Annotated in this window: 25 protein-coding genes, 4 tRNA genes and 3 rRNA genes; 23 read left to right on the plus strand and 9 right to left on the minus strand. The window is 43.5% G+C overall.

Annotated features, from left to right (window positions below; genetic code table 11):
• Together MKY18_RS02840 and MKY18_RS02845 are read right to left on the minus strand one after the other, a co-directional pair.
• On the minus strand, nucleotides 1-552 hold the full coding sequence (locus MKY18_RS02840) for a GNAT family N-acetyltransferase (protein ID WP_268454489.1): 552 nt from the start codon (nucleotides 550-552) through the stop codon (nucleotides 1-3).
• Between the two features lie 122 nt (nucleotides 553-674).
• Complete coding sequence (locus MKY18_RS02845; protein ID WP_034620209.1) at nucleotides 675-1,568, minus strand: LysR substrate-binding domain-containing protein; 894 nt, start codon at nucleotides 1,566-1,568, stop codon at nucleotides 675-677.
• A gap of 162 nt (nucleotides 1,569-1,730) precedes the next feature.
• On the opposite strand from MKY18_RS02845, the gene MKY18_RS02850 reads away from it, so the two are divergent.
• The 3 genes from MKY18_RS02850 (at nucleotide 1,731) to MKY18_RS02860 (ending at nucleotide 3,871) form a co-directional block, all read left to right on the plus strand.
• Nucleotides 1,731-2,720 (plus strand): aldo/keto reductase family protein, encoded by a 990-nt coding sequence (locus MKY18_RS02850; protein ID WP_268454486.1) that lies wholly within the window; start codon nucleotides 1,731-1,733, stop codon nucleotides 2,718-2,720.
• Between the two features lie 154 nt (nucleotides 2,721-2,874).
• Complete coding sequence (locus MKY18_RS02855; RefSeq protein WP_003213978.1) at nucleotides 2,875-3,060, plus strand: CsbD family protein; 186 nt, start codon at nucleotides 2,875-2,877, stop codon at nucleotides 3,058-3,060.
• 148 nt (nucleotides 3,061-3,208) lie between these two features.
• Nucleotides 3,209-3,871, plus strand: coding sequence for an O-methyltransferase (locus tag MKY18_RS02860; protein ID WP_106066398.1), 663 nt, complete (start codon nucleotides 3,209-3,211; stop codon nucleotides 3,869-3,871).
• A 36-nt stretch (nucleotides 3,872-3,907) separates the two neighbouring features.
• Here the strand turns inward: MKY18_RS02860 and MKY18_RS02865 are convergent, their stop codons facing one another.
• The gene (locus tag MKY18_RS02865) at nucleotides 3,908-4,228 is read right to left on the minus strand and encodes an AzlD domain-containing protein (protein ID WP_106030211.1); all 321 of its coding nucleotides are present in this window, start codon (nucleotides 4,226-4,228) and stop codon (nucleotides 3,908-3,910) included.
• Nucleotides 4,225-4,950: an AzlC family ABC transporter permease gene (locus tag MKY18_RS02870; protein ID WP_268454482.1), complete on the minus strand. Its 726-nt coding sequence runs from the start codon at nucleotides 4,948-4,950 to the stop codon at nucleotides 4,225-4,227. The genes MKY18_RS02865 and MKY18_RS02870 overlap by 4 nt, the downstream gene beginning before the upstream one ends.
• Nucleotides 4,951-5,246: 296 nt before the next feature.
• On the opposite strand from MKY18_RS02870, the gene MKY18_RS02875 reads away from it, so the two are divergent.
• Entirely contained in the window at nucleotides 5,247-6,122 is an 876-nt protein-coding gene (locus MKY18_RS02875; protein ID WP_126742013.1) for a DMT family transporter, read from the plus strand.
• 74 nt (nucleotides 6,123-6,196) lie between these two features.
• Nucleotides 6,197-7,216 carry a S66 peptidase family protein gene (locus MKY18_RS02880; protein ID WP_268454480.1) on the plus strand — a complete coding sequence of 340 codons (1,020 nt, stop codon included), beginning with the start codon at nucleotides 6,197-6,199 and terminating at the stop codon, nucleotides 7,214-7,216.
• A 192-nt stretch (nucleotides 7,217-7,408) separates the two neighbouring features.
• Here MKY18_RS02880 and gltP read toward each other — a convergent pair whose 3' ends face one another.
• Nucleotides 7,409-8,659 (minus strand): glutamate-aspartate/proton symporter GltP, encoded by a 1,251-nt coding sequence (gene gltP, locus MKY18_RS02885; RefSeq protein ID WP_268454478.1) that lies wholly within the window; start codon nucleotides 8,657-8,659, stop codon nucleotides 7,409-7,411.
• A 369-nt stretch (nucleotides 8,660-9,028) separates the two neighbouring features.
• Between gltP and MKY18_RS02890 the strand changes: the two genes are divergently transcribed.
• The 12 genes from MKY18_RS02890 to tsaD all read left to right on the plus strand — a co-directional run bounded on the left by MKY18_RS02890 (nucleotide 9,029) and on the right by tsaD (nucleotide 18,276).
• Nucleotides 9,029-9,105: transfer RNA gene (locus tag MKY18_RS02890), tRNA-Arg, on the plus strand.
• A gap of 11 nt (nucleotides 9,106-9,116) precedes the next feature.
• Nucleotides 9,117-9,190: transfer RNA gene (locus tag MKY18_RS02895), tRNA-Gly, on the plus strand.
• Nucleotides 9,191-9,326: 136 nt separating this feature from the next.
• Nucleotides 9,327-10,875, plus strand: a 16S ribosomal RNA gene (locus MKY18_RS02900).
• 182 nt (nucleotides 10,876-11,057) lie between these two features.
• A 23S ribosomal RNA gene (locus MKY18_RS02905) occupies nucleotides 11,058-13,988 on the plus strand.
• 61 nt (nucleotides 13,989-14,049) lie between these two features.
• Nucleotides 14,050-14,165: ribosomal RNA gene (gene rrf / locus MKY18_RS02910) — 5S ribosomal RNA — on the plus strand.
• Together the 16S, 23S and 5S rRNA genes with 4 tRNA genes alongside form the textbook arrangement of a ribosomal RNA operon.
• Before the next feature lie 18 nt (nucleotides 14,166-14,183).
• A tRNA-Met gene (locus MKY18_RS02915) sits at nucleotides 14,184-14,260 on the plus strand.
• 48 nt (nucleotides 14,261-14,308) lie between these two features.
• Nucleotides 14,309-14,385: transfer RNA gene (locus MKY18_RS02920), tRNA-Asp, on the plus strand.
• Nucleotides 14,386-14,663: 278 nt separating this feature from the next.
• Complete coding sequence (thiL, locus tag MKY18_RS02925) at nucleotides 14,664-15,641, plus strand: thiamine-phosphate kinase (protein ID WP_065099110.1); 978 nt, start codon at nucleotides 14,664-14,666, stop codon at nucleotides 15,639-15,641.
• A 13-nt stretch (nucleotides 15,642-15,654) separates the two neighbouring features.
• Nucleotides 15,655-16,131, plus strand: coding sequence for a tRNA (adenosine(37)-N6)-threonylcarbamoyltransferase complex ATPase subunit type 1 TsaE (tsaE, locus tag MKY18_RS02930; protein ID WP_081277219.1), 477 nt, complete (start codon nucleotides 15,655-15,657; stop codon nucleotides 16,129-16,131).
• Complete coding sequence (tsaB, locus tag MKY18_RS02935; protein ID WP_065099112.1) at nucleotides 16,112-16,801, plus strand: tRNA (adenosine(37)-N6)-threonylcarbamoyltransferase complex dimerization subunit type 1 TsaB; 690 nt, start codon at nucleotides 16,112-16,114, stop codon at nucleotides 16,799-16,801. Before tsaE ends, tsaB begins: the two co-directional genes overlap by 20 nt.
• A gap of 25 nt (nucleotides 16,802-16,826) precedes the next feature.
• Complete coding sequence (rimI, locus tag MKY18_RS02940; protein WP_003214231.1) at nucleotides 16,827-17,255, plus strand: ribosomal protein S18-alanine N-acetyltransferase; 429 nt, start codon at nucleotides 16,827-16,829, stop codon at nucleotides 17,253-17,255.
• Nucleotides 17,248-18,276 (plus strand): tRNA (adenosine(37)-N6)-threonylcarbamoyltransferase complex transferase subunit TsaD, encoded by a 1,029-nt coding sequence (tsaD, locus tag MKY18_RS02945; RefSeq protein WP_065099113.1) that lies wholly within the window; start codon nucleotides 17,248-17,250, stop codon nucleotides 18,274-18,276. Before rimI ends, tsaD begins: the two co-directional genes overlap by 8 nt.
• Nucleotides 18,277-18,548: 272 nt before the next feature.
• Here the strand turns inward: tsaD and MKY18_RS02950 are convergent, their stop codons facing one another.
• Complete coding sequence (locus MKY18_RS02950) at nucleotides 18,549-20,471, minus strand: ABC-F family ATP-binding cassette domain-containing protein (protein ID WP_342497712.1); 1,923 nt, start codon at nucleotides 20,469-20,471, stop codon at nucleotides 18,549-18,551.
• A 139-nt stretch (nucleotides 20,472-20,610) separates the two neighbouring features.
• Here MKY18_RS02950 and moaC point away from each other — a divergent pair, with 139 nt between their 5' ends.
• From moaC to tatC, 4 genes are read left to right on the plus strand one after another with little or no spacing between them, the layout of a single operon-like run.
• Nucleotides 20,611-21,102, plus strand: a complete 492-nt coding sequence (moaC, locus tag MKY18_RS02955; RefSeq protein ID WP_003214058.1) for a cyclic pyranopterin monophosphate synthase MoaC — start codon at nucleotides 20,611-20,613, stop codon at nucleotides 21,100-21,102.
• A 15-nt stretch (nucleotides 21,103-21,117) separates the two neighbouring features.
• Nucleotides 21,118-21,771, plus strand: coding sequence for a redox-sensing transcriptional repressor Rex (locus MKY18_RS02960; protein WP_342497713.1), 654 nt, complete (start codon nucleotides 21,118-21,120; stop codon nucleotides 21,769-21,771).
• Between the two features lie 27 nt (nucleotides 21,772-21,798).
• The gene (locus MKY18_RS02965) at nucleotides 21,799-21,978 is read left to right on the plus strand and encodes a twin-arginine translocase TatA/TatE family subunit (RefSeq protein ID WP_003214302.1); all 180 of its coding nucleotides are present in this window, start codon (nucleotides 21,799-21,801) and stop codon (nucleotides 21,976-21,978) included.
• A 6-nt stretch (nucleotides 21,979-21,984) separates the two neighbouring features.
• A complete protein-coding gene (gene tatC / locus MKY18_RS02970) occupies nucleotides 21,985-22,743 on the plus strand; it encodes a twin-arginine translocase subunit TatC (protein WP_095117754.1) in 759 nt (252 codons plus the stop codon).
• 41 nt (nucleotides 22,744-22,784) lie between these two features.
• On the opposite strand, the gene MKY18_RS02975 is transcribed toward tatC, so the two are convergent.
• Genes MKY18_RS02975 through MKY18_RS02985 form a run of 3 tightly spaced genes read right to left on the minus strand, consistent with a single transcriptional unit; the run spans nucleotide 22,785 to nucleotide 24,393 of the window.
• Nucleotides 22,785-23,411: an NUDIX domain-containing protein gene (locus tag MKY18_RS02975; RefSeq protein WP_065099115.1), complete on the minus strand. Its 627-nt coding sequence runs from the start codon at nucleotides 23,409-23,411 to the stop codon at nucleotides 22,785-22,787.
• A 56-nt stretch (nucleotides 23,412-23,467) separates the two neighbouring features.
• Nucleotides 23,468-23,662, minus strand: coding sequence for a YdiK family protein (locus tag MKY18_RS02980; protein ID WP_003213897.1), 195 nt, complete (start codon nucleotides 23,660-23,662; stop codon nucleotides 23,468-23,470).
• On the minus strand, nucleotides 23,659-24,393 hold the full coding sequence (locus tag MKY18_RS02985) for a CPBP family intramembrane glutamic endopeptidase (protein ID WP_065099116.1): 735 nt from the start codon (nucleotides 24,391-24,393) through the stop codon (nucleotides 23,659-23,661). The genes MKY18_RS02980 and MKY18_RS02985 overlap by 4 nt, the downstream gene beginning before the upstream one ends.
• A 230-nt stretch (nucleotides 24,394-24,623) precedes the next feature.
• On the opposite strand from MKY18_RS02985, the gene groES reads away from it, so the two are divergent.
• Nucleotides 24,624-24,908, plus strand: a complete 285-nt coding sequence (gene groES, locus MKY18_RS02990; RefSeq protein WP_003214120.1) for a co-chaperone GroES — start codon at nucleotides 24,624-24,626, stop codon at nucleotides 24,906-24,908.
• A gap of 55 nt (nucleotides 24,909-24,963) precedes the next feature.
• A complete protein-coding gene (gene groL / locus MKY18_RS02995) occupies nucleotides 24,964-26,598 on the plus strand; it encodes a chaperonin GroEL (RefSeq protein WP_065099117.1) in 1,635 nt (544 codons plus the stop codon).
• Nucleotides 26,599-26,667 lie beyond the last annotated feature (69 nt).

Below are 26,667 nucleotides of genomic sequence, written 5' to 3' on the forward strand. Positions count from 1 at the left end.
TCAGAAGCTTGGCCGCTGCCTGCCCATCACAACAGTATTGTAATAAAGTCCATCTGCCAGACGTTTATCCTTTTTTAATACCCCTTCAATCAGAAAGCCATGGTGCTCATATAACCGAATGGCTTTTTGGTTCGTTTCCAGCACTTGAAGTGACATCTTCTGGATGCCTTGCTGATCAGCCCAGTCAATAGAAGCGGCTAAAAGCTCTTTGCCAATGTGATAGCCCCAAGCATCCTTTTGTATGGCGACGCCAAAAGTCACTTTGTGAGCAGAGCGTTTGAGTGAATGTCCCTCACACCTGGAGAAACCAACAATTTCTCCTTCAATATCAGCGACCAAAAATAAATGCCTGCTTTGCTTTGTATCCTCTTGAATCAACACCTGAAAATCTTTTTCATGAAGAAAGGCTTCGCCTGGTTCACGGTCTAAATATTCTGTTTCACCATCAATTTTCAGTTTGAGAGCTGATAACTGCTTGGCATCGCCAATTGCAGCAGACCGAATACGATAGGTCAAACCACGAACGGTGAATATGTTTTCAGAGATCATCATAGAACACCAACCCTTCTTTCCATTATGTCTATCATACCTGAAACGTGTACATAGCAGGTGAAAGCTTTTAAGTCTGTCTTATAGATCATTATTTTTTAATCCAGCTGACCCTGGCTGGATTTTCATGATTTAGACTGAGAACTTAAATAGGCTTCTCTCACAACTGTTAAAAAGTGGTCAGCGACGGTTGATGTTTCATCTTGTCTCCATGAAACATATAAATTTACTTTTGGTGTAGTTTCTTGGATTTTTCTATAAACAACCCCTGAGCGTTTTACGCTTTCTACTGAGGATGGAACCACAGAGATTCCCATTCCTGCAGCAACTAAATTCACAATCGTATGCATTTGAATAGCTTCCTGAACTACGTTTAAACTTATGCTATTTTCCCAAAAGTAGCTGATAATTAAATCATAAAATGCTGCACCTAGATGACGTGGAAACATGATAAATGGTTCATTGGCTAATAAATGAATTGGAACTTTGGGAAATGAAGCTAAAGGATGATTTTCTGGCAAAACCAAGCTTAATGATTCCTCACAACAAATTTCTGAGGTAAGTATCTTATTATTTTGGTTAGAACGAATAAATCCTATTTGAATTTCTTTCTTATATAGTGCTTTTAACTGCTGTTCTGTAGCCATTTCACATAAGACAAGATGGATGTTAGGGAAACTTTCTCGAAACCTTTTAATAATATCAATCACAATATCAGTAGAATCAACGAAACCAATCGTTAAATGACCTATTCTTCCGTCATCTGCAAGCTGTGTTGCTTTAATCGTTCTATCTACTTGAAGAAGCGTACGGCGGGCTTCTTCTAAAAATACTCTCCCCGAATCTGAAAGTTCAACCTGTCTTCTCGTTCTATGAAAAAGCGTAACACCTAACTCTTCTTCTAATTTGCGAATTTCCTGACTTAATGGAGGCTGTGCCATTTTAAGACGTTCAGCTGCCCGGCTAAAATTTAGTTCTTCAGCAACCATGATAAAATAACGTATTTGTCTCAGATCCATTTTTTATGCCCCCTATAAATTTCAACATTGCTTATTGTGTTTTTTTAATGGAAATATTTTTAGTTATATAAAATATATATATATTTATCTGAATATATATATTATACATATTAACGGCCTCTTTTTATAATGAAAGTATTCTTTCAAAAGGAGGGCATTATTATGGAGTATAGTAAACTTGGAAATAGTGGATTAACAATTAGTAAACTTGCATACGGAAACTGGATTAATCATGGTGGTAAGATAAATGAAGAAACTGCCCATGATTGTGTGAAAGCTGCTCTTGATGTTGGTATTACGACGTTTGATACTGCTGATGTTTATTCAGACACCAAGGCTGAAGAGATACTAGGCAGGTCTTTAAAAGGGATCCGGCGGGAGAGCATTGAACTATGTACAAAAGTATGTCATCCAACCGGTACCGGGAAAAACGATAGAGGATTATCACGCAAGCATATTTTGGAAAACTGTCATGCCTCTTTGCGACGTTTACAAACGGATTATATTGATATTTACTATGCACACAGGTTTGATCCAACTACACCTCTGGAAGAAACGATGTTAGCTTTCGCAGATCTAGTAAGACAGGGGAAAGTGAACTATATTGGTGTAAGTGAGTGGACAGCAGAACAAATTACTCGAGGGGCAGCGCTTGCACGAGAGCTAAATGTCCCCCTTATCGCCAGCCAACCTCAATACTCCATGTTATGGAGAATCATTGAAAGTGATGTAATACCGACCTGCCAGCGTGAAGGACTTGGCCAGGTAGTATGGTCGCCTTTGGCCCAGGGGATCCTTACTGGAAAGTATCTTCCAGGAAAATCACTTCCGACTAATTCGCGTGCTAACTCATCTGCTGGAAAACCTTTTTTTAAAAACCTTGCTCAACGCTGGATGAATAATAACACCTTAGAGGCGATCCAAAAGCTTAAGCCTATCGCACAAGAGGTTGATCTTACTCTCGCTCAGCTTGCGATAGCATGGGTACTGCAAAACCAGAACGTTTCTGCAGCAATTATCGGTGCTTCTAGTCCAGAACAGGTGAGGGAGAATGCTTTAGCATCTGAGGTGAAAATTGAAACTGAGATGATGAATCAGATTGACGAAATTCTAGGTGATCTGGTTGAGTACGATCAGAGTAAAACAGGTTAAAGTTTTTAAGTCTATCTTATAGATCATTATTTTTTAATCCAGCCGACCTTGGCTGGATTTTCTTGTTGCTGTAGTTTCTTGGAATCGCACACTCAGATGTTTTGTATCTGTGAAAAAGGCTAAATGAATAGTATCAAACGTGGAGGTGGAACAAATGAGTGAAGAAAAAGGACATATGGATAAAGCGAAAGGAAAAACAAATCAAGCCAAAGGTCAATTGAAAGAGAAGCTTGGCGAAGCAACAGATCATCAAAACCTGAAAGCAGAAGGGAAAAAGGATCAAGCCAAAGGAAAGCTTCAAGATAAAAAAGGGGATTTGAAAAATCACCTGAACCAGTAAATCCGAAAACACGGCACTGCTTCATGTCTCCACCATGACATGTCTTTCATCAATAAAATGAATAGATGTGTGAAAAGAATTGATTATACGCGCGCGCTATCATCATGTAGACTTGAGACAGAAGACATGATCAAGGGAGATGGTTGAGATGAAGCAAGTGTGGGAGAAAGTTGACGAGTATATCACAGACAAGTTGATTCCTAAAGATGATGTTTTGGAGCAAGCTCTTACTCATAATAAGCAAGCAGGCCTGCCAGAAATTGATGTGTCACCAGCTCAAGGGAAAATGCTTTATTTATTAGCAAAAACCAAGAATGCAAAGCGCATTTTAGAGATCGGGACACTTGGTGGATACAGTACCATTTGGTTGGCGCGTGCTCTTGAAGAGGATGGAGAACTCATCACATTAGAGGCTGTCAGCCACCATGTACAGATTGCGCAGCAAAACATTAGTAGAGCGGGCTTATCGGAACGGGTGAGCATTTTGCAAGGAAAGGCATTGGATACGCTATCTCAGTTAAAAGAGAGGGATGTGCTTCCATTCGATTTGATTTTCATTGATGCAGACAAACCAAACAACCCGAAATATCTAAAGTGGGCGTTACACTTCTCAAAAAAGGGAACAGTCATTATTGCAGACAATGTCGTCAGAAATGGAGCAGTCCTTCATGACTCTGATGGGGATGAACGAGTGCAAGGAACTCGTGAATTTTTCAATTTACTCAAACAAGAGTCAAGAATAGAGGCTACAGCCATTCAAACTGTCGGTGAAAAGGGTTACGATGGATTTGTATACGGAATCGTAAAATGAAACAAAGCTTAACCACATGCGGTTAAGCTTTTTCTTTTAAAAAAACCATCTGGCAGTCCCCATCAGCAGGACGCCTACAAGAACAGTAAGTGATAAGCTCTTTGTCCAAACAGCGATCACGACGGTCGGAACCAAGACAGCAAGGTACATCCAGTGAATGGTGACACCTGTTGTGGTATGAATGAACAAATGCTCTGCAATCAAAGCCGTAAAGATACAAATGGGAATAAACGATAACCACTTGAGCACCACTTCAGGCAGCTCGATACTTCGTACAAATATAAAGGGAACGACCCTTGGAATCACAGTGACAATCATACAGCCGAGAATGAGCCACATCATAAAACTGCTGATCATTTATCTGTCACCACCCCAATGGTTGCGACAATCATGGTGGCTAACAGAACAGCCACGTGTGAGGGAACAAAATGAAGCAGAACAAACATTGCAACGACCATATACAAAACAAGTGACAGGCGATGGGTTAATTTACTTTTAGGCACAGTTTGCAAAGAAAGAACCAGCAGTGCAGCAAACATAGCGGAAAGGGCAAAATCAAGACCAAGTGCTTCAGGATTTGAGATCCAGTGTCCAAAAATGCCGCCAAGTATACAGGCAGCAATCCAGCACAAATAAGCCGTTATGTTCAGCCCGTGCATCCACCGGTTATTGAGCTTTCCATGCTGAGCTAATTTATTCATGGCTACGCCAAAGGATTCATCAGTCAGCAATAGACCGAATCCAATATTTTGTTTCAAAGAGTAGCGTGTAAAATGAGGAGCCAGCGTCAGGCTTAGCAATAAATGACGCAGATTCACAATAAATGTAGTGAGAATAATAGCGGAAAGGGGACTTCCCGTGACAAGCAGTGCGCAGATAATAAACTGTGAAGCACCTGCGTAAATAAAGATTGATAGAAGCGCAATGTCCCATAGGCTCAACTGTGCGCTAATTCCAACAATTCCAAAGGCAAACCCGATACTCATATAACCAAGCAGGGTTGGCACACAATCTTTTATTCCCTCGAGAAATGGTTCATGTTCCGTGCTGGGAATATGTTTTCTAGCTTCAATATCCAACGATCTCTACTCCTTTTCTGCGTGACGACCTATCGTTTTACTTACTATATGAAAACGAATTCAGCATGTCAATAGCCGCTTATCTTCTATTATATGAAGAAAAAAAGGTGACAAAAAAGGATTGAAGTCAACCAGAATTTGTTATAAAGTATCAGAAAATAAAAAAATTGGAGTGACGACAATGCTGTGGAAACCTTTGTTTGAACATGATGTTCCAAATGCCCTCCGTCCATAACGGAGAGTGATCTCCGTTTGTGGATATGGTACTCAAAATATCCAATAACGGAGGGAAAATGATGAATGAAAAATATATAGGCGCCCTTTACCTAGCAATCGCAGCAAGTATTTGGGGCGGTATGTACGTTGTTGTCAAAGTAACAGTAGCGGTTGTCCCGCCACTTGAGCTCGTCTGGATGAGATATGCTGTAGCAGGAGTCGTGTTGGTGTTCACCATTTGGCGCTTGGGCTATTCCTTTCGCTTAGATAAAAAAGATATCCCACTTATGGTGTTGATTGGGCTGATCGGAAATTTCCTTTCAATCGTGACCCAAGAAATTGGGACGATGTATACCTCTGCACAAATGGGGGCTGTTATTACATCTGCAACTCCTGCGTTTATGGTGCTGTTTGCTTTCTTTCTATTAAAAGAAGCCATGACTGTTCGAAAGTGCGTATCCATCCTGCTTGCTACAGCAGGTGTATGGCTCATGATTGGACCAGTTGCAGTACAGACAGATGAATTTGTTGGTGGTCTTTCATTGGTCTTCGCTGCTTTAACATGGGCGCTGATGTCTGTTTTACTCAAACGTGTTCCAGGAAAGTACCCTCAGGTGGTGACAACCACATATGCGATCATCATTGCATTCATTGTTTTAACACCGCCTGTATTATTTCGTTTACCTCACCTAGAAGTGGAACAGATGGCAAGGCCGGAGATTTGGGGCGGTATTCTTTATCTAGGCATCATCTCAACAGCTCTAGCATTCTTTTTATGGAATAGAGGGCTTCAATTAATGGATGCCTCAAGCGGTGGTTTGTTCTTTTTCTTTCAACCGATCGTAGGTGCCGTTCTTGGCTGGCTGCTTTTGGGAGAAGAAATGGGATTACGCTCATTCATTGGCATTCTATGTATCTTTGCAGGTGTCTATACTGTGCTGCGTCAAAAGGAATAAAAGAAAGATGTCCCTTGTAATAGGGGGCATCTTCTTTATAAATGAGAGATTGAGAGAGGATGGAGGGAAATAGGATGATACAATTTCCACAATTACAAAAAGGACAAACAATTGGCGTCACAGCACCTTCCTCAGGTGTACAGCCATCTTTGCATGACATGTTTCAGCTCTCATGCGAGCGAATGAAAAAAAGAGGCTATGATGTCATATGTGGAGATACGGTATGGCACCAGGAAAAGGCAAAATCAGCTCCTGCCGTAGAACGAGCAAAGGAGCTTCAGTACATGATGACTTGTGATGAGATTGATCACATCATCCCGCCATGGGGAGGGCAGCTTCTAATGGAAGTGCTAGAGCACCTTGATTTCTCATCGATGCAAAAAAAGTGGATTCTTGGTTACTCAGATACGAGTGCACTCCTGCTGGCGTTGACATTCAAAACAGGCATTGCCACTGCGCATGGGCCGAACCTAGTAGATCTTCATGGAGAAGAGCTTGATCAAACGACTGTCATGTGGGAAGAAGTACTTTCAACAAAAGGGGAAATGGACATCAGCCAATATTCTTCATCTATGTATCAAAAGGAATGGCAGTATGACAATTCGATTGAACATGTTTTTCATTTAACAGAACCGACCGCATGGCATACGGTTGATCGACAAGAAAAGATGGTAAAGGGGAGACTGATGGGCGGCTGTATTGATGTCATTCGCCACTTAGCGGGGACGCTTTTTGGAGACGTCAAAGCTTTTCAAAAAACATTCTTAAAAGATGAACCAATTCTCTGGTACTTCGAAAACTGCGAATTAAATGCTGCAAGCGTGAAGAGATCGCTTGTTCAATTAAAACTAGCAGGATGGTTTGATCACTGTTCAGGTATTATGTTTGGACGAAGTGCAGTGGATGTGCCAGTGGAAGGGTATCAATATCAGGACGTATATGAAGAATTACAAAAGGAATTACAAATCCCCATTTTTTACGATATAGATTGTGGGCATGTCCCGCCGCAAATGACGCTGATTAATGGCGCATATGCAGAAGTGCAGCTGCAACCTCAAGGCAAAGCAGTCCTAAAGCAAGCATTTTTATCATAAGAAAAGGAAAGGGGAAGCCCTTTCCTTTTGTCTTCTTTTCAGCGTGATAGAAAACCTTTGAAGTCTAGGAAGGACGAGTACCGGAGTGGAGCGAATTTGACATTCGTGAGCACCGGCACACAGACCTGACAAAGAATGCGAGGGTTTGTCTACACGCTGAAGGAAAGGGGAAGCCCTTTCCTTCATATAACACTACATTCCTTTGGTTTCTTCACCTGCTTTTGGAACTTCCCAAGCAGACTCGCGGAATACTTTTTCCCATTTCGATACGACAATACATGCAACGGCATGACCTGGAACATTCACACCTGTTCGGGCCATATCCATAATTCGATCGACACCGGCGATAATGGCGACGCCTTCTGCTGGAAGACCTACTGCATGGGCGGTTGCCAAAAGTACGACGAGTGAACCGGATGGCACCGCTGCAATCCCTTTACTCGTTAACACAAGAACAAGCATCATCAAAAGCTGCTGTGACAAACTCATGTCGACACCAAACGCTTGTGCAAGAAACACGCAGGAAACCGATAAATATAAACTGGACCCATCACAATTGAGAGAAAGACCAGATGGAATGACAAAGGAGACAATTCTTTTCGGACAGCCGTATTTCTCCATTCGTGACATAAGCTGAGGAAGGACAGTTTCTGTACTTGTAGTAGAGAAGGCAACCAAGAACAAATCCCAAATCATTTTTAAAACTTCGAAGTAGTTAAAACGGAAGATCAGTGCGACTAGAGGGAACAAAGCAAAGAGAATAATGAATAATCCTAAAAATACAGTCCCAACAAGTTTCATCATCGGGATTAATAACACAATGCCATATTGACCAACGGAAGCAGCCATTAATGCAAGCACTCCAATAGGTGCTGTCACCATGACCATCTGTGTTAGCTTAAACATAATTTGTGCCACTGATTCAAAGAAGGTGAGAACAGGAGCGGATGCCTTACCGATGCCGCTTGCGGCTACACCAAATAATATGGCGAAGAAAATGACAGCAAGTAAATCATTTTGAGCCATGACATCGACGATATTCGTTGGAATGATATCGAGTACCATTTGTTTAAAGTCGACGACTTTCTGCGTATAGCCATCTAATTCACCAATATCTTTCTTAGCTAATTTAGAGAAATCAAGGCCAATGCCAGGCTTTAGAACATTAGCCAGCAATAGACCAATTCCTAGAACGATGGTTGTGATGACCTCAAACCAAATGATCGTCTTTAATCCTAGGCTTCCCATTTTCTTCATACCACCACTGCCAGCTGCACCAATAACAATGGTAGAGAAAACGATAGGAACAACGATCATTTTAATCAACCTGATGAATCCATCTCCAATTGGCCTGAGAGCCATCCCGAAGTCAGGAAAGAAATGGCCGATAAGAGCTCCTATCACCAAAGCGATCATGATTTGAAAAGCGACGAACTTTTTCATCATCTCCTACCCCCTTTAAATGCTTGGAAAATTTTAAGAATTTTCCAATAAATAAAAATTCTATGTGACCATGTTTTGTCCTCCTTTGGATTTAGAAAGATTTTATTTAAGAATCATTGGGATTATGAAGAAAGAGAAGAAAATAGGGCTATCGCATCTCTATTTATCTAAGAAAAAACCACCTCTTAAAAAATATGAAACTTTTTTAGAAAAATGTATTGACCCTTTTATATGATCCATGGTATATTTTTAATCGTCGCTGATGACGTATTTGAAACAAAGACATTCAAACATATGCGATAAACAAATCTTAAAAAGATGTTGACTTGATAAAAACGATATGTTAAGATAATTAAGTCGCCTGATTAAGCGCCCGTAGCTCAATTGGATAGAGCGTTTGACTACGGATCAAAAGGTTAGGGGTTCGACTCCTCTCGGGCGCGCCAATACAAACCACGCGGGTGTAGTTTAGTGGTAAAACCTCAGCCTTCCAAGCTGATGTCGTGAGTTCGATTCTCATCACCCGCTCCATTTTTTGAAATATGATCTTTGAAAACTAAACAAGACAAAACGTACCTGTTAATTCGAGTATTTATAAAAAAATCCTATGAAACATCATAGGTAGTCAGTCAAACGCTGACGAAAAACAAAACTTCGGTTTTGTACTTTTTCGGAGAGTTTGATCCTGGCTCAGGACGAACGCTGGCGGCGTGCCTAATACATGCAAGTCGAGCGAACAGAAGGGAGCTTGCTCCCGGATGTTAGCGGCGGACGGGTGAGTAACACGTGGGTAACCTGCCTGTAAGACTGGGATAACTCCGGGAAACCGGAGCTAATACCGGATAGTTCCTTGAACCGCATGGTTCAAGGATGAAAGACGGTTTCGGCTGTCACTTACAGATGGACCCGCGGCGCATTAGCTAGTTGGTGGGGTAATGGCTCACCAAGGCGACGATGCGTAGCCGACCTGAGAGGGTGATCGGCCACACTGGGACTGAGACACGGCCCAGACTCCTACGGGAGGCAGCAGTAGGGAATCTTCCGCAATGGACGAAAGTCTGACGGAGCAACGCCGCGTGAGTGATGAAGGTTTTCGGATCGTAAAGCTCTGTTGTTAGGGAAGAACAAGTGCGAGAGTAACTGCTCGCACCTTGACGGTACCTAACCAGAAAGCCACGGCTAACTACGTGCCAGCAGCCGCGGTAATACGTAGGTGGCAAGCGTTGTCCGGAATTATTGGGCGTAAAGGGCTCGCAGGCGGTTTCTTAAGTCTGATGTGAAAGCCCCCGGCTCAACCGGGGAGGGTCATTGGAAACTGGGAAACTTGAGTGCAGAAGAGGAGAGTGGAATTCCACGTGTAGCGGTGAAATGCGTAGAGATGTGGAGGAACACCAGTGGCGAAGGCGACTCTCTGGTCTGTAACTGACGCTGAGGAGCGAAAGCGTGGGGAGCGAACAGGATTAGATACCCTGGTAGTCCACGCCGTAAACGATGAGTGCTAAGTGTTAGGGGGTTTCCGCCCCTTAGTGCTGCAGCTAACGCATTAAGCACTCCGCCTGGGGAGTACGGTCGCAAGACTGAAACTCAAAGGAATTGACGGGGGCCCGCACAAGCGGTGGAGCATGTGGTTTAATTCGAAGCAACGCGAAGAACCTTACCAGGTCTTGACATCCTCTGACAACCCTAGAGATAGGGCTTTCCCTTCGGGGACAGAGTGACAGGTGGTGCATGGTTGTCGTCAGCTCGTGTCGTGAGATGTTGGGTTAAGTCCCGCAACGAGCGCAACCCTTGATCTTAGTTGCCAGCATTTAGTTGGGCACTCTAAGGTGACTGCCGGTGACAAACCGGAGGAAGGTGGGGATGACGTCAAATCATCATGCCCCTTATGACCTGGGCTACACACGTGCTACAATGGACAGAACAAAGGGCTGCGAGACCGCAAGGTTTAGCCAATCCCATAAATCTGTTCTCAGTTCGGATCGCAGTCTGCAACTCGACTGCGTGAAGCTGGAATCGCTAGTAATCGCGGATCAGCATGCCGCGGTGAATACGTTCCCGGGCCTTGTACACACCGCCCGTCACACCACGAGAGTTTGCAACACCCGAAGTCGGTGAGGTAACCTTTATGGAGCCAGCCGCCGAAGGTGGGGCAGATGATTGGGGTGAAGTCGTAACAAGGTAGCCGTATCGGAAGGTGCGGCTGGATCACCTCCTTTCTAAGGATATATGGAGCAGCGTGCGTTTTCGTCTTGTTTAGTTTTGAAGGATCATTCCTTCAAAACATGTCTCTAGCGAGACAGGATTGTTCTTTGAAAACTAGATAACAATAAGTAATACATTCACATTGAATGCAATGCAAAGTTCATCACACATAGTGATTCTTTCTAAAGTAAGAAATGGTTAAGTTAGAAAGGGCGCACGGTGGATGCCTTGGCACTAGGAGCCGATGAAGGACGGGACGAACACCGATATGCTTCGGGGAGCTGTAAGCAAGCTTTGATCCGGAGATTTCCGAATGGGGAAACCCACTGCTCGTAATGGAGTAGTATCCATACTTGAATACATAGAGTATGAGAAGGCATACCCGGGGAACTGAAACATCTAAGTACCCGGAGGAAGAGAAAGCAAATGCGATTCCCTGAGTAGCGGCGAGCGAAACGGGAACAGCCCAAACCAAGAGGCTTGCCTCTTGGGGTTGTAGGACACTCTATACGGAGTTACAAAGGAACGATATAAGCGAAGAGGTCTGGAAAGGCCCGCCAAAGAAGGTAACAGCCCTGTAACTGAAATGTTGTTCTCTCCAGAGTGGATCCTGAGTACGGCGGAACACGTGAAATTCCGTCGGAATCCGGGAGGACCATCTCCCAAGGCTAAATACTCCCTAGTGACCGATAGTGAACCAGTACCGTGAGGGAAAGGTGAAAAGCACCCCGGAAGGGGAGTGAAATAGATCCTGAAACCGTGTGCCTACAAGTAGTCAGAGCCCGTTAAAGGGTGATGGCGTGCCTTTTGTAGAATGAACCGGCGAGTTACGATCCCGTGCAAGGTTAAGCAGAAGATGCGGAGCCGCAGCGAAAGCGAGTCTGAATAGGGCGCATGAGTACGTGGTCGTAGACCCGAAACCAGGTGATCTACCCATGTCCAGGGTGAAGTTCAGGTAACACTGAATGGAGGCCCGAACCCACGCACGTTGAAAAGTGCGGGGATGAGGTGTGGGTAGGGGTGAAATGCCAATCGAACCTGGAGATAGCTGGTTCTCTCCGAAATAGCTTTAGGGCTAGCCTCAAGGTAAGAGTCTCGGAGGTAGAGCACTGATTGGACTAGGGGCCCCTACCGGGTTACCGAATTCAGTCAAACTCCGAATGCCGATGACTTATCCTTGGGAGTCAGACTGCGAGTGATAAGATCCGTAGTCGAAAGGGAAACAGCCCAGACCGCCAGCTAAGGTCCCAAAGTATACGTTAAGTGGAAAAGGATGTGGAGTTGCTTAGACAACCAGGATGTTGGCTTAGAAGCAGCCACCATTTAAAGAGTGCGTAATAGCTCACTGGTCGAGTGACTCTGCGCCGAAAATGTACCGGGGCTAAACGTATCACCGAAGCTGCGGACTGTTCTTACGAACAGTGGTAGGAGAGCGTTCTAAGTGCTGTGAAGTCAGACCGGAAGGACTGGTGGAGCGCTTAGAAGTGAGAATGCCGGTATGAGTAGCGAAAGACGGGTGAGAATCCCGTCCACCGAATGCCTAAGGTTTCCTGAGGAAGGCTCGTCCGCTCAGGGTTAGTCGGGACCTAAGCCGAGGCCGAAAGGCGTAGGCGATGGACAACAGGTTGATATTCCTGTACCACCTCCTCACCATTTGAGCAATGGGGGGACGCAGGAGGATAGGGTAAGCGCGGTATTGGATATCCGCGTCCAAGCAGTTAGGCTGGGAAATAGGCAAATCCGTTTCCCGTGAAGGCTGAGCTGTGATGGCGAGCGAAATTTAGTAGCGAAGTTCCTGATTCCACACTGCCAAGAAAAGCCTCTAGCGAGGTGAGAGGTGCCCGTACCGCAAACCGACACAGGTAGGCGAGGAGAGAATCCTAAGGTGATCGAGAGAACTCTCGTTAAGGAACTCGGCAAAATGACCCCGTAACTTCGGGAGAAGGGGTGCTTCTTAGGGTGTTAAAGCCCCGAGAAGCCGCAGTGAATAGGCCCAGGCGACTGTTTAGCAAAAACACAGGTCTCTGCGAAGCCGTAAGGCGAAGTATAGGGGCTGACGCCTGCCCGGTGCTGGAAGGTTAAGAGGAGCGCTTAGCGTAAGCGAAGGTGCGAATTGAAGCCCCAGTAAACGGCGGCCGTAACTATAACGGTCCTAAGGTAGCGAAATTCCTTGTCGGGTAAGTTCCGACCCGCACGAAAGGCGCAACGATCTGGGCACTGTCTCAACGAGAGACTCGGTGAAATTATAGTACCTGTGAAGATGCAGGTTACCCGCGACAGGACGGAAAGACCCCGTGGAGCTTTACTGCAGCCTGATATTGAATGTTGGTACAGCTTGTACAGGATAGGTAGGAGCCTTGGAAACCGGAGCGCTAGCTTCGGTGGAGGCATCGGTGGGATACTACCCTGGCTGTATTGACCTTCTAACCCGCTGCCCTTATCGGGCAGGGAGACAGTGTCAGGTGGGCAGTTTGACTGGGGCGGTCGCCTCCTAAAATGTAACGGAGGCGCCCAAAGGTTCCCTCAGAATGGTTGGAAATCATTCGCAGAGTGTAAAGGCACAAGGGAGCTTGACTGCGAGACCTACAAGTCGAGCAGGGACGAAAGTCGGGCTTAGTGATCCGGTGGTTCCGCATGGAAGGGCCATCGCTCAACGGATAAAAGCTACCCCGGGGATAACAGGCTTATCTCCCCCAAGAGTCCACATCGACGGGGAGGTTTGGCACCTCGATGTCGGCTCATCGCATCCTGGGGCTGTAGTCGGTCCCAAGGGTTGGGCTGTTCGCCCATTAAAGCGGTACGCGAGCTGGGTTCAGAACGTCGTGAGACAGTTCGGTCCCTATCCGTCGCGGGCGCAGGAAATTTGAGAGGAGCTGTCCTTAGTACGAGAGGACCGGGATGGACGCACCGCTGGTGTACCAGTTGTTCTGCCAAGGGCATCGCTGGGTAGCTATGTGCGGACGGGATAAGTGCTGAAAGCATCTAAGCATGAAGCCCCCCTCAAGATGAGATTTCCCATTCCGCAAGGAAGTAAGATCCCTGAAAGATGATCAGGTTGATAGGTCTGAGGTGGAAGCGTGGTGACACGTGGAGCTGACAGATACTAATAGATCGAGGACTTAACCTATATTCTAATGTGAAGCTTGAACATTGTTATCTAGTTTTGAGAGAACATTCTCTCCATCAGGTTTGGTGGCGATAGCGAAGAGGTCACACCCGTTCCCATACCGAACACGGAAGTTAAGCTCTTCAGCGCCGATGGTAGTTGGGGGTCTCCCCCTGTGAGAGTAGGACGCCGCCAAGCTTGTTATATTTATATCGTCGCGGGGTGGAGCAGTTCGGTAGCTCGTCGGGCTCATAACCCGAAGGTCGCAGGTTCAAATCCTGCCCCCGCAACCAAATTATTTTATATACCAATAGGTAGTGCTCAGTGAGTGCAACCAAAATGGTCCGGTAGTTCAGTTGGTTAGAATGCCTGCCTGTCACGCAGGAGGTCGCGGGTTCGAGTCCCGTCCGGACCGCCATTTTTATGACTTGTAAACGAAAACGTATAGTTTCGTTTTTTTTTATGTCTTTTTCTTTTCATACGTATCCAAGATACATTGAATGGCTTTGTGTTTGGCTACATGTTATGTAAAAAGAAAAGATAGATCACTTTAACCCAGCCTGGTTTTTTTCATACCAGGCTTTCTTTATATCATTTTTAATTGAAACTGAAACTCATATTGGCTTACACTAATACTAATTATGTCTGACATCGTGTCTATTCAATCAATTGATTGCATGAAGGGGCTGTCTTTTTATGGATGAATTTGATCTTATTCGCCGAATTACACCAAAAGAAACACATCAGCGTTCTTTGGTTATGGGCATCGGTGATGATGCAAGTGTTTATCAACCTCATTCACATTGTGAAGAGGTCGTTTGTGTTGATACAATGGTGGAGCATGTTCATTTTCGCTTTGATTTTTCCACACCTTTTGAGATTGGCTTTAAAGCACTAGCGGTCAATGTCAGTGATATCGCCGCAATGGGGGGAACCCCAAAGTATTATCTTGTATCAATTGCAATCCCGCCTCATGGTGATGAGACGGTCGTTTCAGCCCTTTACGAGGGAATGAAAGCATTGGCTGATACTTATCAAATGGATTTGATTGGTGGAGATACGGTTGCCACTCGCAGTGACTTTGTCATTACAGTGACGGTCATTGGCGAGGTACCAAAGGGGAAAGCTTGTTATCGTCACAGTGCTCAGACAGGAGACGTCGTCTTTGTCACAGGTGAGCTTGGTTCATCAGCTGCGGGCTTATCACTTTTAATGAACGAAATAGTCCCTCCCAAGGCAGTCGACACAGCCTTTTTTCTTGAGCGTCATAAAAAGCCTAAGCCTCACATTGTTGCTGGTCTCATTTGCTCAAGCTTCCCTCGGGTCACTTTGAATGATGTGAGTGATGGAATAGCGAGTGAGCTGAATGAGATAGCCGAAGCGAGTCATGTGACGATAGAGATAGAAACAAACAAGCTCCCCGTACATCCAGATTTACAAGTGCTGCGTAAAGACTGGCTGGAATGGGTGTTATTTGGCGGGGAAGACTTTGTATTAACTGGTGCGATTCCAGAGGATGATTGGGAAAGCTTTGAAATGCAATGTAGAAAAAAAGACATTCAAGTCAAACGCATTGGACAAGTCAAAGGTAATCAAGCAGCAAGCGTTCTATTAAAAGACAATGAACAGCAAACAATGTTAATGAAAAATGGATATAATCATTTTAAGAAATGAGGTGACATCAACTGTGAAATTAACATGGACGACAAAAGGTGCGGATGAGACGAAACGAATTGCCGCTGCTTTGGCCAAACTTGTGATGCCAGGCGATGTTTTGACATTAGAAGGGGATTTAGGCGCAGGCAAAACGACTTTTTCAAAAGGTTTTGCAGAAGGCTTAGGGATTACCCGTATCGTCAACAGCCCTACCTTTACGATCATTAAAGAATATACCGATGGCAGACTGCCACTTTATCATATGGACGTGTACCGCATGGAAGATGCGGAAGAAGATATCGGGCTCGAAGAATATTTTGAGGGTGAAGGTGTATGCTTGGTTGAGTGGGCACATCTCATTGGACCTCAATTGCCTTCCTCCTATTTGAAAATAGAAATGCTGAGAACAGAACGTGAAGAAGAACGTCATCTCACGTTTAGTGCAAAAGGGGAACGCTATGAGACCCTTTGTAAGGAGATGAAAGAATTTGACCATACTGGCAATTGATACGTCAAACCATACACTAGGAATTGCCCTTGTCAAAGATTCCACAGTGATTGGTGAGAGCATCACGTATTTAAAAAAGAACCATTCCGTCCGAGCGATGCCGACTGTTGAGGCATTGTTGAAAGAATGTGGTGTAGCGCCAAGTGAACTAAGTAAAATTGTTGTAGCAAAAGGACCTGGTTCCTACACTGGCGTCCGAATCGGTGTGACCATTGCAAAAACACTCGCATGGACGCTATCTATCCCGATATCGGCTGTTTCGAGTTTAGAAACACTTGCGGCAAATGGTCAATACTTTGACGGATGGGTCTCGCCACTATTCGATGCGAGAAGAGGACAAGTATATACTGGGCTATATACGTTTGAAGAAGGAAAGATCAAAGAGATCAAACCAGACCAAAATATCTTGCTCACGGATTGGCTTCATGAGCTGAAGCAAACAGGAAAGCCTGTCCTATTTCTTGGACAGGATGTGCATCTTCATGAGGAGAGCATTCGCTCCATTTTAGGAGAAACGGCTGTGATAGCGGAGGGAGCTTTTCATAACCCAAGACCTTCAATGCTTGCATTTTTAGCGGCAGATCGTCCTGCTGAAGATGTCCATCAGCTTGTTCCTAACTATATTCGTTTGGCAGAAGCGGAAGTGAAATGGCTTGAAGGACAAAAATAATCTCAACATAACAGAGATTCGAAAAATGACAGTAGCGGACATTCCAGAGGTGTATACGATTGAAGTGCATTCGTTTACTGCCCCTTGGAAAAAAGAATCATTTGTCTATGAGATTCTTCATAACCAGTACAGCCATTATTTTCTCATTGAAGAAGATGAGCAGCCTGTTGGATATTGCGGGGTCTGGATCGTCATGGACGATGCACAAATTACGAACATTGCGATTCTCCCTGAGCATAGAGGAAAGGGTTACGGGGAAGCGTTGCTGCGATATGTCATGGAATTTTGTAAAGAAAAAAAGACAGATCATCTTTCTTTAGAGGTGCGGGTTTCAAATACACCCGCACAATCCCTTTATGAAAAGCTTGGTTTCAGACCAGCTTCTATTCGAAAGAATTATTATACGGATAATGGGGAAGATGCATTGGTCATGTGGGTGAATATAAATGAATGAACAAACAGATCGATTCATATTAGGTATAGAGACAAGCTGTGATGAAACAGCTGCATCTATTGTGAAAAATGGGAAAGAAATTGTAGCGAATGTTGTCGCATCGCAAATAGAAAGCCATAAACGATTTGGCGGAGTTGTCCCAGAAATCGCTTCAAGGCATCACGTGGAGCAAGTCACCATCGTGTTAGAAGAAGTAATGGCACAGGCTAATATGAGCTTTCAGGATTTAGATGCCATTGCTGTCACAGAAGGACCAGGCTTAGTCGGTGCCCTTCTAATCGGTGTCAATGCAGCAAAGGCACTGAGCTTTGCTCATCAAATTCCTCTTGTTGGTGTACATCATATTGCGGGGCATATTTATGCAAACCAACTTGTAGATGAATTGGAGTTTCCATGTTTGGCTCTTGTCGTCTCTGGTGGACATACTGAGCTTGTACTAATGAAAGAGCACGGATCTTTTGAGGTTATCGGAGAAACATTAGATGATGCGGCTGGAGAAGCTTACGATAAAGTGGCCCGGACGATGGGTCTTCCGTATCCAGGCGGACCTCATATTGATCGGTTAGCACATGAAGGAGAGCCAACGATTAAGCTTCCACGTGCATGGCTTGAAGAAGGTTCCTATCACTTTAGCTTTAGTGGATTAAAATCAGCTGTTATTAACACACTACACAATGCATCTCAAAAAGGAGAAACAATTGCTCCAGAGAATTTGGCAGCAAGTTTTCAAGCAAGTGTCATTGAGGTGCTTGTTGGGAAAACATTAAAAGCGGCAGAGGCCTATGGCGTCAAGCAGGTTGTCCTAGCTGGTGGAGTCGCTGCCAATAAAGGACTGAGAGAAGCCTTAACGACAGCATTCACAAAGCTTCCTGACGTGAAGGTCATTATTCCACCATTATCTCTTTGTACAGACAATGCAGCCATGATCGCTGCTGCTGGAACCATTGCGTTTGAAAAAGGTATAAGAGGCGATATGGCGATGAATGGCCAGCCGGGCTTACCACTTGTCTCATATGAATGAAAACTCCTGTGGATACACAGGTTTTTTTCATTTTTAATGAAAGCGATTTATTCACAAGTAAACATGATATATCCACAATTGTTAGAAAATTTCGTTTTAAAATGAAGTGGATGTGCACAAATACGTTCTTTTATGTGGATATGTGATTAAATCTCTGTGGATAAAGTGGATAAGTCCGATTTTTAAAAGAATAATAAAGAAGTTATTGTGGATATTAATGTGGATAAGAAATCTTCACTAAAAAGAAAAAAGAGCACCCATTAGGGCACTCTTTACGATTCGGATAGCTCTTCCCACTCTGCGAAAAGGGATTCCAGCTCTTGATGAAGCGTATCATTTTCTGTTTGAATGTTTTGGACCTTCTCGTGATCTTGAAAAATAGCAGGATCACATAGAAGCTCTTCATTTTCACCAAGCTTCGCTTCAATGACAGCAATCCGTTCTTCAATTTCCTCGATTCTGCGCTGCTTTTGTCTTTCTTTCTTTTTCAGTTCTTTTTCTTCCGCATACGAAAGCTTTGCCGTTTCAACTGGCTTTGCTGCTTGTTTTTTCAGCGCCTCATTTTCTTGAATCGCTTCAAGCTCTAATTGTTCATTTTTCTTTTCAAGGTAGTAGTCATAATCACCGAGATACTCTTTTGTTTCTGAAGGTGACAGCTCGAATACTTTCGTTGCCAGACGGTTGATAAAATAACGGTCATGCGAGACAAATAAGATGGTTCCTGGATAATCAATCAGTGCATTTTCTAAAATTTCCTTACTATCTAAGTCCAAATGGTTTGTAGGCTCATCAAGTATCAGGAAATTGGCTTTTTGGAGCATCAGCTTTGCCAGGGCAAGGCGCGCTTTTTCTCCACCGCTTAATGCATGAACGGGCTTTAAGACGTCGTCACCGGAAAAGAGGAAGTTCCCTAAACATGTCCGAATTTCTTTTTCATTCATATGAGGATAGTCATCCCAAAGCTCATTGAGCACTTTTTTGGAGGATGTCAGTTTGGCTTGTTCTTGGTCATAGTAGCCGATTGTGACATGAGATCCAAAGGTGATGTCGCCTTTTACAGGCTTTAATGTGTTCGTTAACGTTTTTAAAAGGGTTGATTTTCCGATCCCATTAGGACCAATGAGTGCCACGCTATCCTCGCGTTTGATCTGAAAAGAAAGAGAGGATAGAAGCGGTGTTTTTTCATCATAACGAATGTCGAGATCATGTACCTTCAGCACATCATTGCCGCTTTGTCTCGTAATATCAAAATGAAAGTTTGCGGATTTTTCATCACCTAATGGCTTATCTATACGATCCATCCGTTCCAGTTGCTTGCGTCTGCTCTGAGCGCGCTTTGTGGTTGAGGCTCTTGCCAGGTTGCGATCTACGAAGTCTTGGAGCTTTGAGATTTCCTCTTGCTGCTTTTCGTAAAGCTTCATATCGCGCTCTAGCTGCTCAGCTTTCAGATCAAGATACTTACTATAGTTGCCTGCAAATTTTTTTATAGCAGTTCTTGAGACTTCATATACATGGTTCACCACTTTGTCTAAGAAGTAGCGGTCATGGGACACGATCAGAATGGCGCCTGTATAATTTTGCAAATACTGCTCCAGCCATGATAAGGTATCAATATCTAAATGGTTGGTCGGCTCGTCCAAAATTAAGAGTTCTGGTTTCATTAATAAGAGCTTTCCAAGCGCTAGACGGGTTTTCTGGCCGCCGCTTAAGGATTGAACGGTTGTCCCATCTTCAAAGTGACTAAAGCCGAGCCCATGAAGAATGGAGCGGACGTCTGCTTCGTATTGATAGCCGCCTTGATCTTTAAATTCCTGCTGTAGCCTGTCATAGGTTTTCATGAGGGAATCCAGCTCAGAACCTGTGGAGGAAGCCATTTTCTCCTCGATGGTTCTCATCTCTTGTTCCATCTTTTTTAAATGATCAAAAACCGATAATAATTCGTCTTTTAACGTACGTGTAGACGTCACATCGGTATGCTGTGCTAAATAGCCGATCGATAGGTCTTTTGGTTTGATGATCTCACCTTGCTCGTAAGACAATTGACCGGCAATGATTTTCAAAAGGGTGGATTTGCCTGCGCCGTTACGACCTACAATGGCAATCCGATCCCTTGCTTTGACTTCCAATTTTATATTCGTTAAAACGGTATCAGCACCAAACGATTTGGATAGCTGATTCACTTGTAGAATCATCATGTAACTTCACCTCTGCTATAATATGTTAAGTGTAGCTTATCAGCAGTAAACCGGCAAATGTTACATACAATCGCCATATTCAAATGAAAGACAGATAGGAAAAAATAGTGTATCATTTGAGTGAGGGAGCGTTGAAAAAATGAGTCAATTTAGCCACTTTAACGAACAGGGAAGAGCAAAGATGGTCGACATTAGTGACAAATCGTCTACTGTGAGAACCGCTGTTGCTGCTTCAAGTGTTCGTATGATAAAAGAAGTGTTTCATAAAATAGAGCAACGTGAAATTGGAAAAGGGGATGTGCTGTCTGTTGCACAGGTTGCTGGCATCATGGCAGCAAAGCAAACATCTACCATCATTCCAATGTGTCATCCGCTTGCACTAAAAGGCGTGGATATCTCCTTTGATTGGGAGGAAGACGGAAATGCGCACATTCTGAACATACAAGTACAGGTGAAAACAAAAGGAAGTACGGGTGTTGAGATGGAAGCGCTCACTTCTGCTTCAGTATGTGCACTGACCGTTTACGACATGTGCAAAGCGATTGATAAAGGCATGATCATCGGTCCTACCTATTTAATTGAAAAGACAGGTGGGAAAAACGGTGATTTTCACAGAGCATCTGATATTTAAGTTGGAGGACCTTATATGAATATAGATCAGTCAAAAATTCCACAAGCGACAGCCAAACGTTTGCCGCTATATTACCGTTTTTTAAAAAATCTGCATGCATCAGGAAAACAAAGGGTGTCATCAGCAGAGCTTAGTGATGCAGTCAAAGTGGATTCTGCTACCATTCGCCGAGATTTTTCATACTTTGGTGCACTTGGGAAGAAGGGGTATGGCTATAATGTCGATTACCTTTTGACCTTCTTCAGAAAGACACTTGACCAAGATGAAATGACCAATGTCATGCTCATCGGTGTCGGGAATTTAGGGACTGCATTTTTACACTATAATTTCATCAAAAACAATAATACAAAAATTTCGATGGCTTTTGACGTCAATGAGAGTAAAATAGGAAGTGAGATAGGCGGCGTGCCTGTCTATGATTTGGATAAGCTTGAAGAGCATGTTCAAGAGGTAGGGGATATACCTGTTGCTATTTTGACAGTACCTGCCGGAGCAGCTCAACCCATTACAGATCGTTTGATTGCCCTTGGCATCAAAGGGATCCTTAATTTTACGCCGGCTCGATTGAATGTGCCGGAACACATTCGAATTCATCATATAGATTTGGCGGTTGAACTTCAGTCACTTGTGTATTTCTTAAAGCATTACTCTGTTACACAGGAGGATTGACGAAAAGTGGTAAAGGGGGTGGAGCAAATGGGTCCGATCGGTCCTGGAAGTTTGGTTCTGATTGCGATTGTTGCGCTCATTATTTTTGGGCCGAAAAAGCTTCCTGAATTAGGAAGAGCAGCAGGAGATACATTACGTGAATTCAAAAATGCCACAAAAGGTTTAGCTGATGATCAGGAAGAAAAAAAGAAAAAAGAAGATCAGTAGAATAGGATGAGCTTCATGAATGTCAAAGATATGCCGCTTATGGAGCATATTGTGGAACTGCGAAAACGTTTAGTGATCATTGCGATGTTTTTTGTCGCCTTTATGGTGGCTGGTTTTTTTCTTGCTAAGCCGGTCATTGTGTATTTACAAAATACCGATGAAGCGGCCACACTGACACTGAATGCATTTAAGCTCACAGATCCGCTGTACGTGTTTATGCAGTTCGCATTTGTCATTGCTTTGGTTTTGACGTGTCCCGTGATTTTATATCAGCTTTGGGCGTTTGTGAGCCCCGGCTTATATGAAAAAGAAAGAAAGGTGACACTTGCTTATATTCCGATTGCACTGCTTTTATTTTTGAGCGGTGTGGCTTTCTCTTATTTTATTTTGTTTCCGTTTGTCGTTGATTTTATGATGCGAATGTCGAATGATTTAAATGTAGAGCAAGTCATTGGGATTCATGAGTATTTTACATTTCTGATGCAGTTAACACTTCCATTTGGCTTTTTGTTTCAGATGCCCGTTGTGTTGATGTTTCTCACAAGACTTGGCATCATCACACCGATGTTTTTATCAAAAATACGGAAGTATGCCTATTTTGTCCTCCTTGTCATTGCCGCACTCATTACACCACCAGAGCTTGTTTCTCACCTCATGGTCACCTTGCCGATGCTCGTTTTATACGAAGTGAGTATCGTCATTTCGAGAGTGACCTATCGCAAAATGCAGCAAACAGAGGAGAAAGAAAGTTATGATGTCACATAAAAAAAAGCATCGTGATCCGAATAAGGGTCACGATGCTTTTTCTATTGTGAAAGGAATTGATTGATCGCTTGAAATAGATGCTGATAATAGGCAGTCTCATGCGGGACAAAATCTTGTATACAGACTACTCTGCTTTTCTCACGTCGTTCTCCGAATTCATCAACTTCAAAGCCCTCCAGCTGCATGTTGTCACATTTTCTAGTGAAAAGCTGCTGTGCATCCATTAGTTTTGCTCTGTAAAGTCCAGCGACTTCTTCTTTTTGTAATTGAATGTTCATCTGCTCTTCTTGATGGACGTAAAGATAGGCATGGCAACATTCACGATCAGTCAAATCGGGTAGATGAATTTCATCCTGTATAACACCTGCAAAGGCTAGATCTTCAAAAGGGACAGTAAGACCAAGCTCTTCTTCTACCTCTCTCACACCGTCAGAAGGCTGTTCATTTGCTAGAAGGTGACCTGCTGCGGTGATATCAAACAGAGAAGGAAAATCCTTTTTTGCGGGACTTCTTAGCTGAAAATAGAGATATACGGTGTCATGTTCCTTTTTGAGAAGCCAGAAATGAAAGGTTTCATGCCAAAGGCCTCGGGTGTGGACATCTGAACGGGTTGTAACTCCAATCGTTTCATGCTGCTTATTTAAGATGTTCAGTTTTTCTTGTTCCATGAAAACTTGTCCTCCATAAAAAAACCATTTTCCAAGTGCGGAAAATGGTTTTTGATTTATTTTTGCTGCTGTTTTTTGAGTTTGACAGAGAAGGCAAACATTTTAAGCGCGATATTGATATTATAGGCCGCAAACACCATCAGCAAAATGCTGTAAAATGACCACATGTCACCTGGATTTTGAATGGCCATATAGGTGAAAGCCACACCTACGGCAAAATAAATGATGCCCCATACAACAGGGTTTCTCATGAGAAAAAGCCTCCAATAATCATTTGCATTGTTTGAGATTGTTCTTCAATCATTTTTCTTACTGGCTCAATCTGCACAAGAATAACGAGCGAATTCATCAGCATATGAGCACCGATTGGAACAATGATTCGTTTTGTTTTCGCATATAAAAAGGCAAAGGTAAAGCCCATTGCGGTATAAAGAAAGAAGTGGTCAAAATCAGAATGTGCAGCAGCGAAAAATACTGAACTAACAAGTGCCGCAATAAAAAAATTCGACCTTTCATAAATTACACCAAAAACGATTTTTCGGAAAATAATCTCCTCAAGTATCGGTCCAATTAGTGCAATAATAACAACCAGAAAAGGAAAAGCATCCATAATAGATAAGATATTTTGCGTGTTTTCTGACTCACGTCCAATGCCGAATGCATATTGTTCAATCATTCCTGCAATCGATTGAGTTAGAAGTGATAGAAAGAAACCGACAATGATCCAAGCGATTGCCGCGCCGACTGAAGCCGGTTCTTCATTTCGAAGTGAAGCTCTTGGCACAGTCCGAAGGATGAGCAGAATAATGATTAATCCGACACAGAAGCTGATGATTGTCCATGTACCTGACAATTTAGAGAGCTCTGCTTGTGTCATCGGTGTCTGAATGTAACCTAACCACTTCATAATGAACACATACGGAAACGCAGAAACCTGCACCAATATATACGTTAAGATGATGTACCAATATTGTTTTTTCAAGTAACGAAAACCCCTTTACTAAAAGAACTAGATTTATTGTAACACAAGTCTTCTTTTTCGATGAAAAGGAAAGAATCTGAGTTGAAAAAAGATCATGAAAGCGTAAAAATTTTTAAAGGTTTTTACTTGAAATTACAGAAGACATTCTTTATTATAATAAATGTGTTAGCACTCACTGGTGATGAGTGCTAAAAAAAGACTACATATAAAAATTGAGGAGGTTGTTTCTTATGTTAAAGCCATTAGGCGATCGCGTAATCATTGAACTCGTTGAATCTGAGGAAAAAACCGCTAGCGGTATTGTGTTACCGGATTCTGCAAAAGAAAAACCGCAAGAAGGTAAAATTGTTGCAGCAGGTTCAGGCCGTGTACTTGAAAGTGGTGAGCGCGTTGCGTTAGAAGTAAACACAGGCGACCGCATTATCTTCTCAAAATATGCAGGCACTGAAGTGAAATATGAAGGCAAAGAATATTTAATCCTTCGTGAGAGCGACATTTTAGCTGTTATTGGTTAATCACATAAAAAACATTGAGATACATTTTTAAAAAGACTGAGGAGGTTTCGTTATTATGGCAAAAGATATTAAGTTCAGTGAAGAAGCACGTCGCGCGATGCTACGTGGTGTAGATGCACTTGCAGATGCTGTAAAAGTAACTTTAGGACCTAAAGGACGTAACGTGGTTCTTGAGAAAAAATTCGGTTCTCCACTTATCACAAATGATGGTGTAACGATCGCAAAAGAAATCGAATTAGAAGATGCATTTGAAAACATGGGTGCAAAACTTGTGGCTGAAGTTGCAAGCAAAACAAACGACGTAGCTGGTGACGGTACAACGACTGCAACAGTTCTAGCTCAAGCGATGATCCGTGAAGGTCTTAAAAACGTAACAGCTGGTGCAAACCCTGTTGGCGTTCGTAAAGGGATCGAAGAAGCAGTGAAAGTAGCACTTGAAGGCTTGCACGAGATTTCTAAACCAATCGAAGGCAAAGAATCAATTGCTCAAGTTGCGTCTATTTCTGCAGCAGATGAAGAAGTTGGAAGCCTAATCGCTGAAGCAATGGAGCGTGTAGGTAACGACGGCGTGATCACAATCGAAGAATCTAAAGGATTCACAACTGAGCTTGAAGTGGTTGAAGGAATGCAGTTTGACCGCGGATATGCTTCACCATACATGGTGACGGATTCTGATAAGATGGAAGCGGTTCTTGAAAATCCTTACATCTTAATCACTGATAAAAAAATCACAAACATTCAAGAAATCCTTCCTGTACTTGAGCAAGTTGTACAACAAGGAAAACCATTATTGCTCATTGCTGAAGATGTAGAAGGCGAAGCACTTGCAACACTTGTTGTGAACAAACTTCGTGGAACATTCAACGCAGTGGCAGTAAAAGCACCTGGATTCGGTGATCGTCGTAAAGCAATGCTTGAAGATATCTCTGTTCTAACTGGCGGAGAGTTAATCACAGAAGATCTAGGACTTGACCTGAAATCAACTGAAATCGGTCAGCTTGGCCGCGCTTCTAAAGTCGTTGTGACAAAAGAAAACACAACCATCGTAGAAGGTTCAGGAGATTCTGCTCAAATCTCAGCACGTGTGAACCAAATCCGTGCACAAGTAGAAGAAACAACTTCTGAATTCGATAAAGAAAAATTACAAGAACGTCTTGCAAAACTAGCTGGTGGCGTCGCTGTCATCAAAGTTGGTGCTGCAACTGAAACAGAACTAAAAGAGCGTAAACTACGCATCGAGGATGCACTCAACTCAACTCGTGCAGCAGTTGAAGAAGGTATCGTATCCGGTGGTGGTACAGCACTTGTGAATGTATACAAAAAAGTCGCTTCAATCAAAGCTGATGGTGACGTTCAAACAGGTGTAAACATCGTTCTACGTTCTCTTGAAGAGCCAATCCGCCAAATCGCTCACAACGCAGGTCTTGAAGGATCAGTCATCGTTGAGCGCTTGAAAAACGAAGAAATTGGCGTAGGCTTCAACGCAGCAACAAACGAATGGGTAAACATGATCGAAAAAGGAATCGTTGACCCAACAAAAGTAACTCGCTCTGCACTTCAAAACGCAGCTTCTGTTGCAGCAATGCTTCTAACAACTGAAGCAGTCGTTGCTGACAAACCAGAAGAAGGCGGCTCAGGCGGCGGAATGCCGGATATGGGCGGCATGGGCGGAATGGGTGGCATGATGTAACACCCTCGAAAACCCCTTGAAATATAGGGGTTTTTGTTTTGTCTTCATGAATTTGGTCACGATTTCTGA

It is taken from the genome of Bacillus sp. FSL R7-0672, from assembly GCF_038601465.1.
Taxonomy (GTDB): Bacteria; Bacillota; Bacilli; order Bacillales; family Bacillaceae; genus Bacillus; species Bacillus pumilus.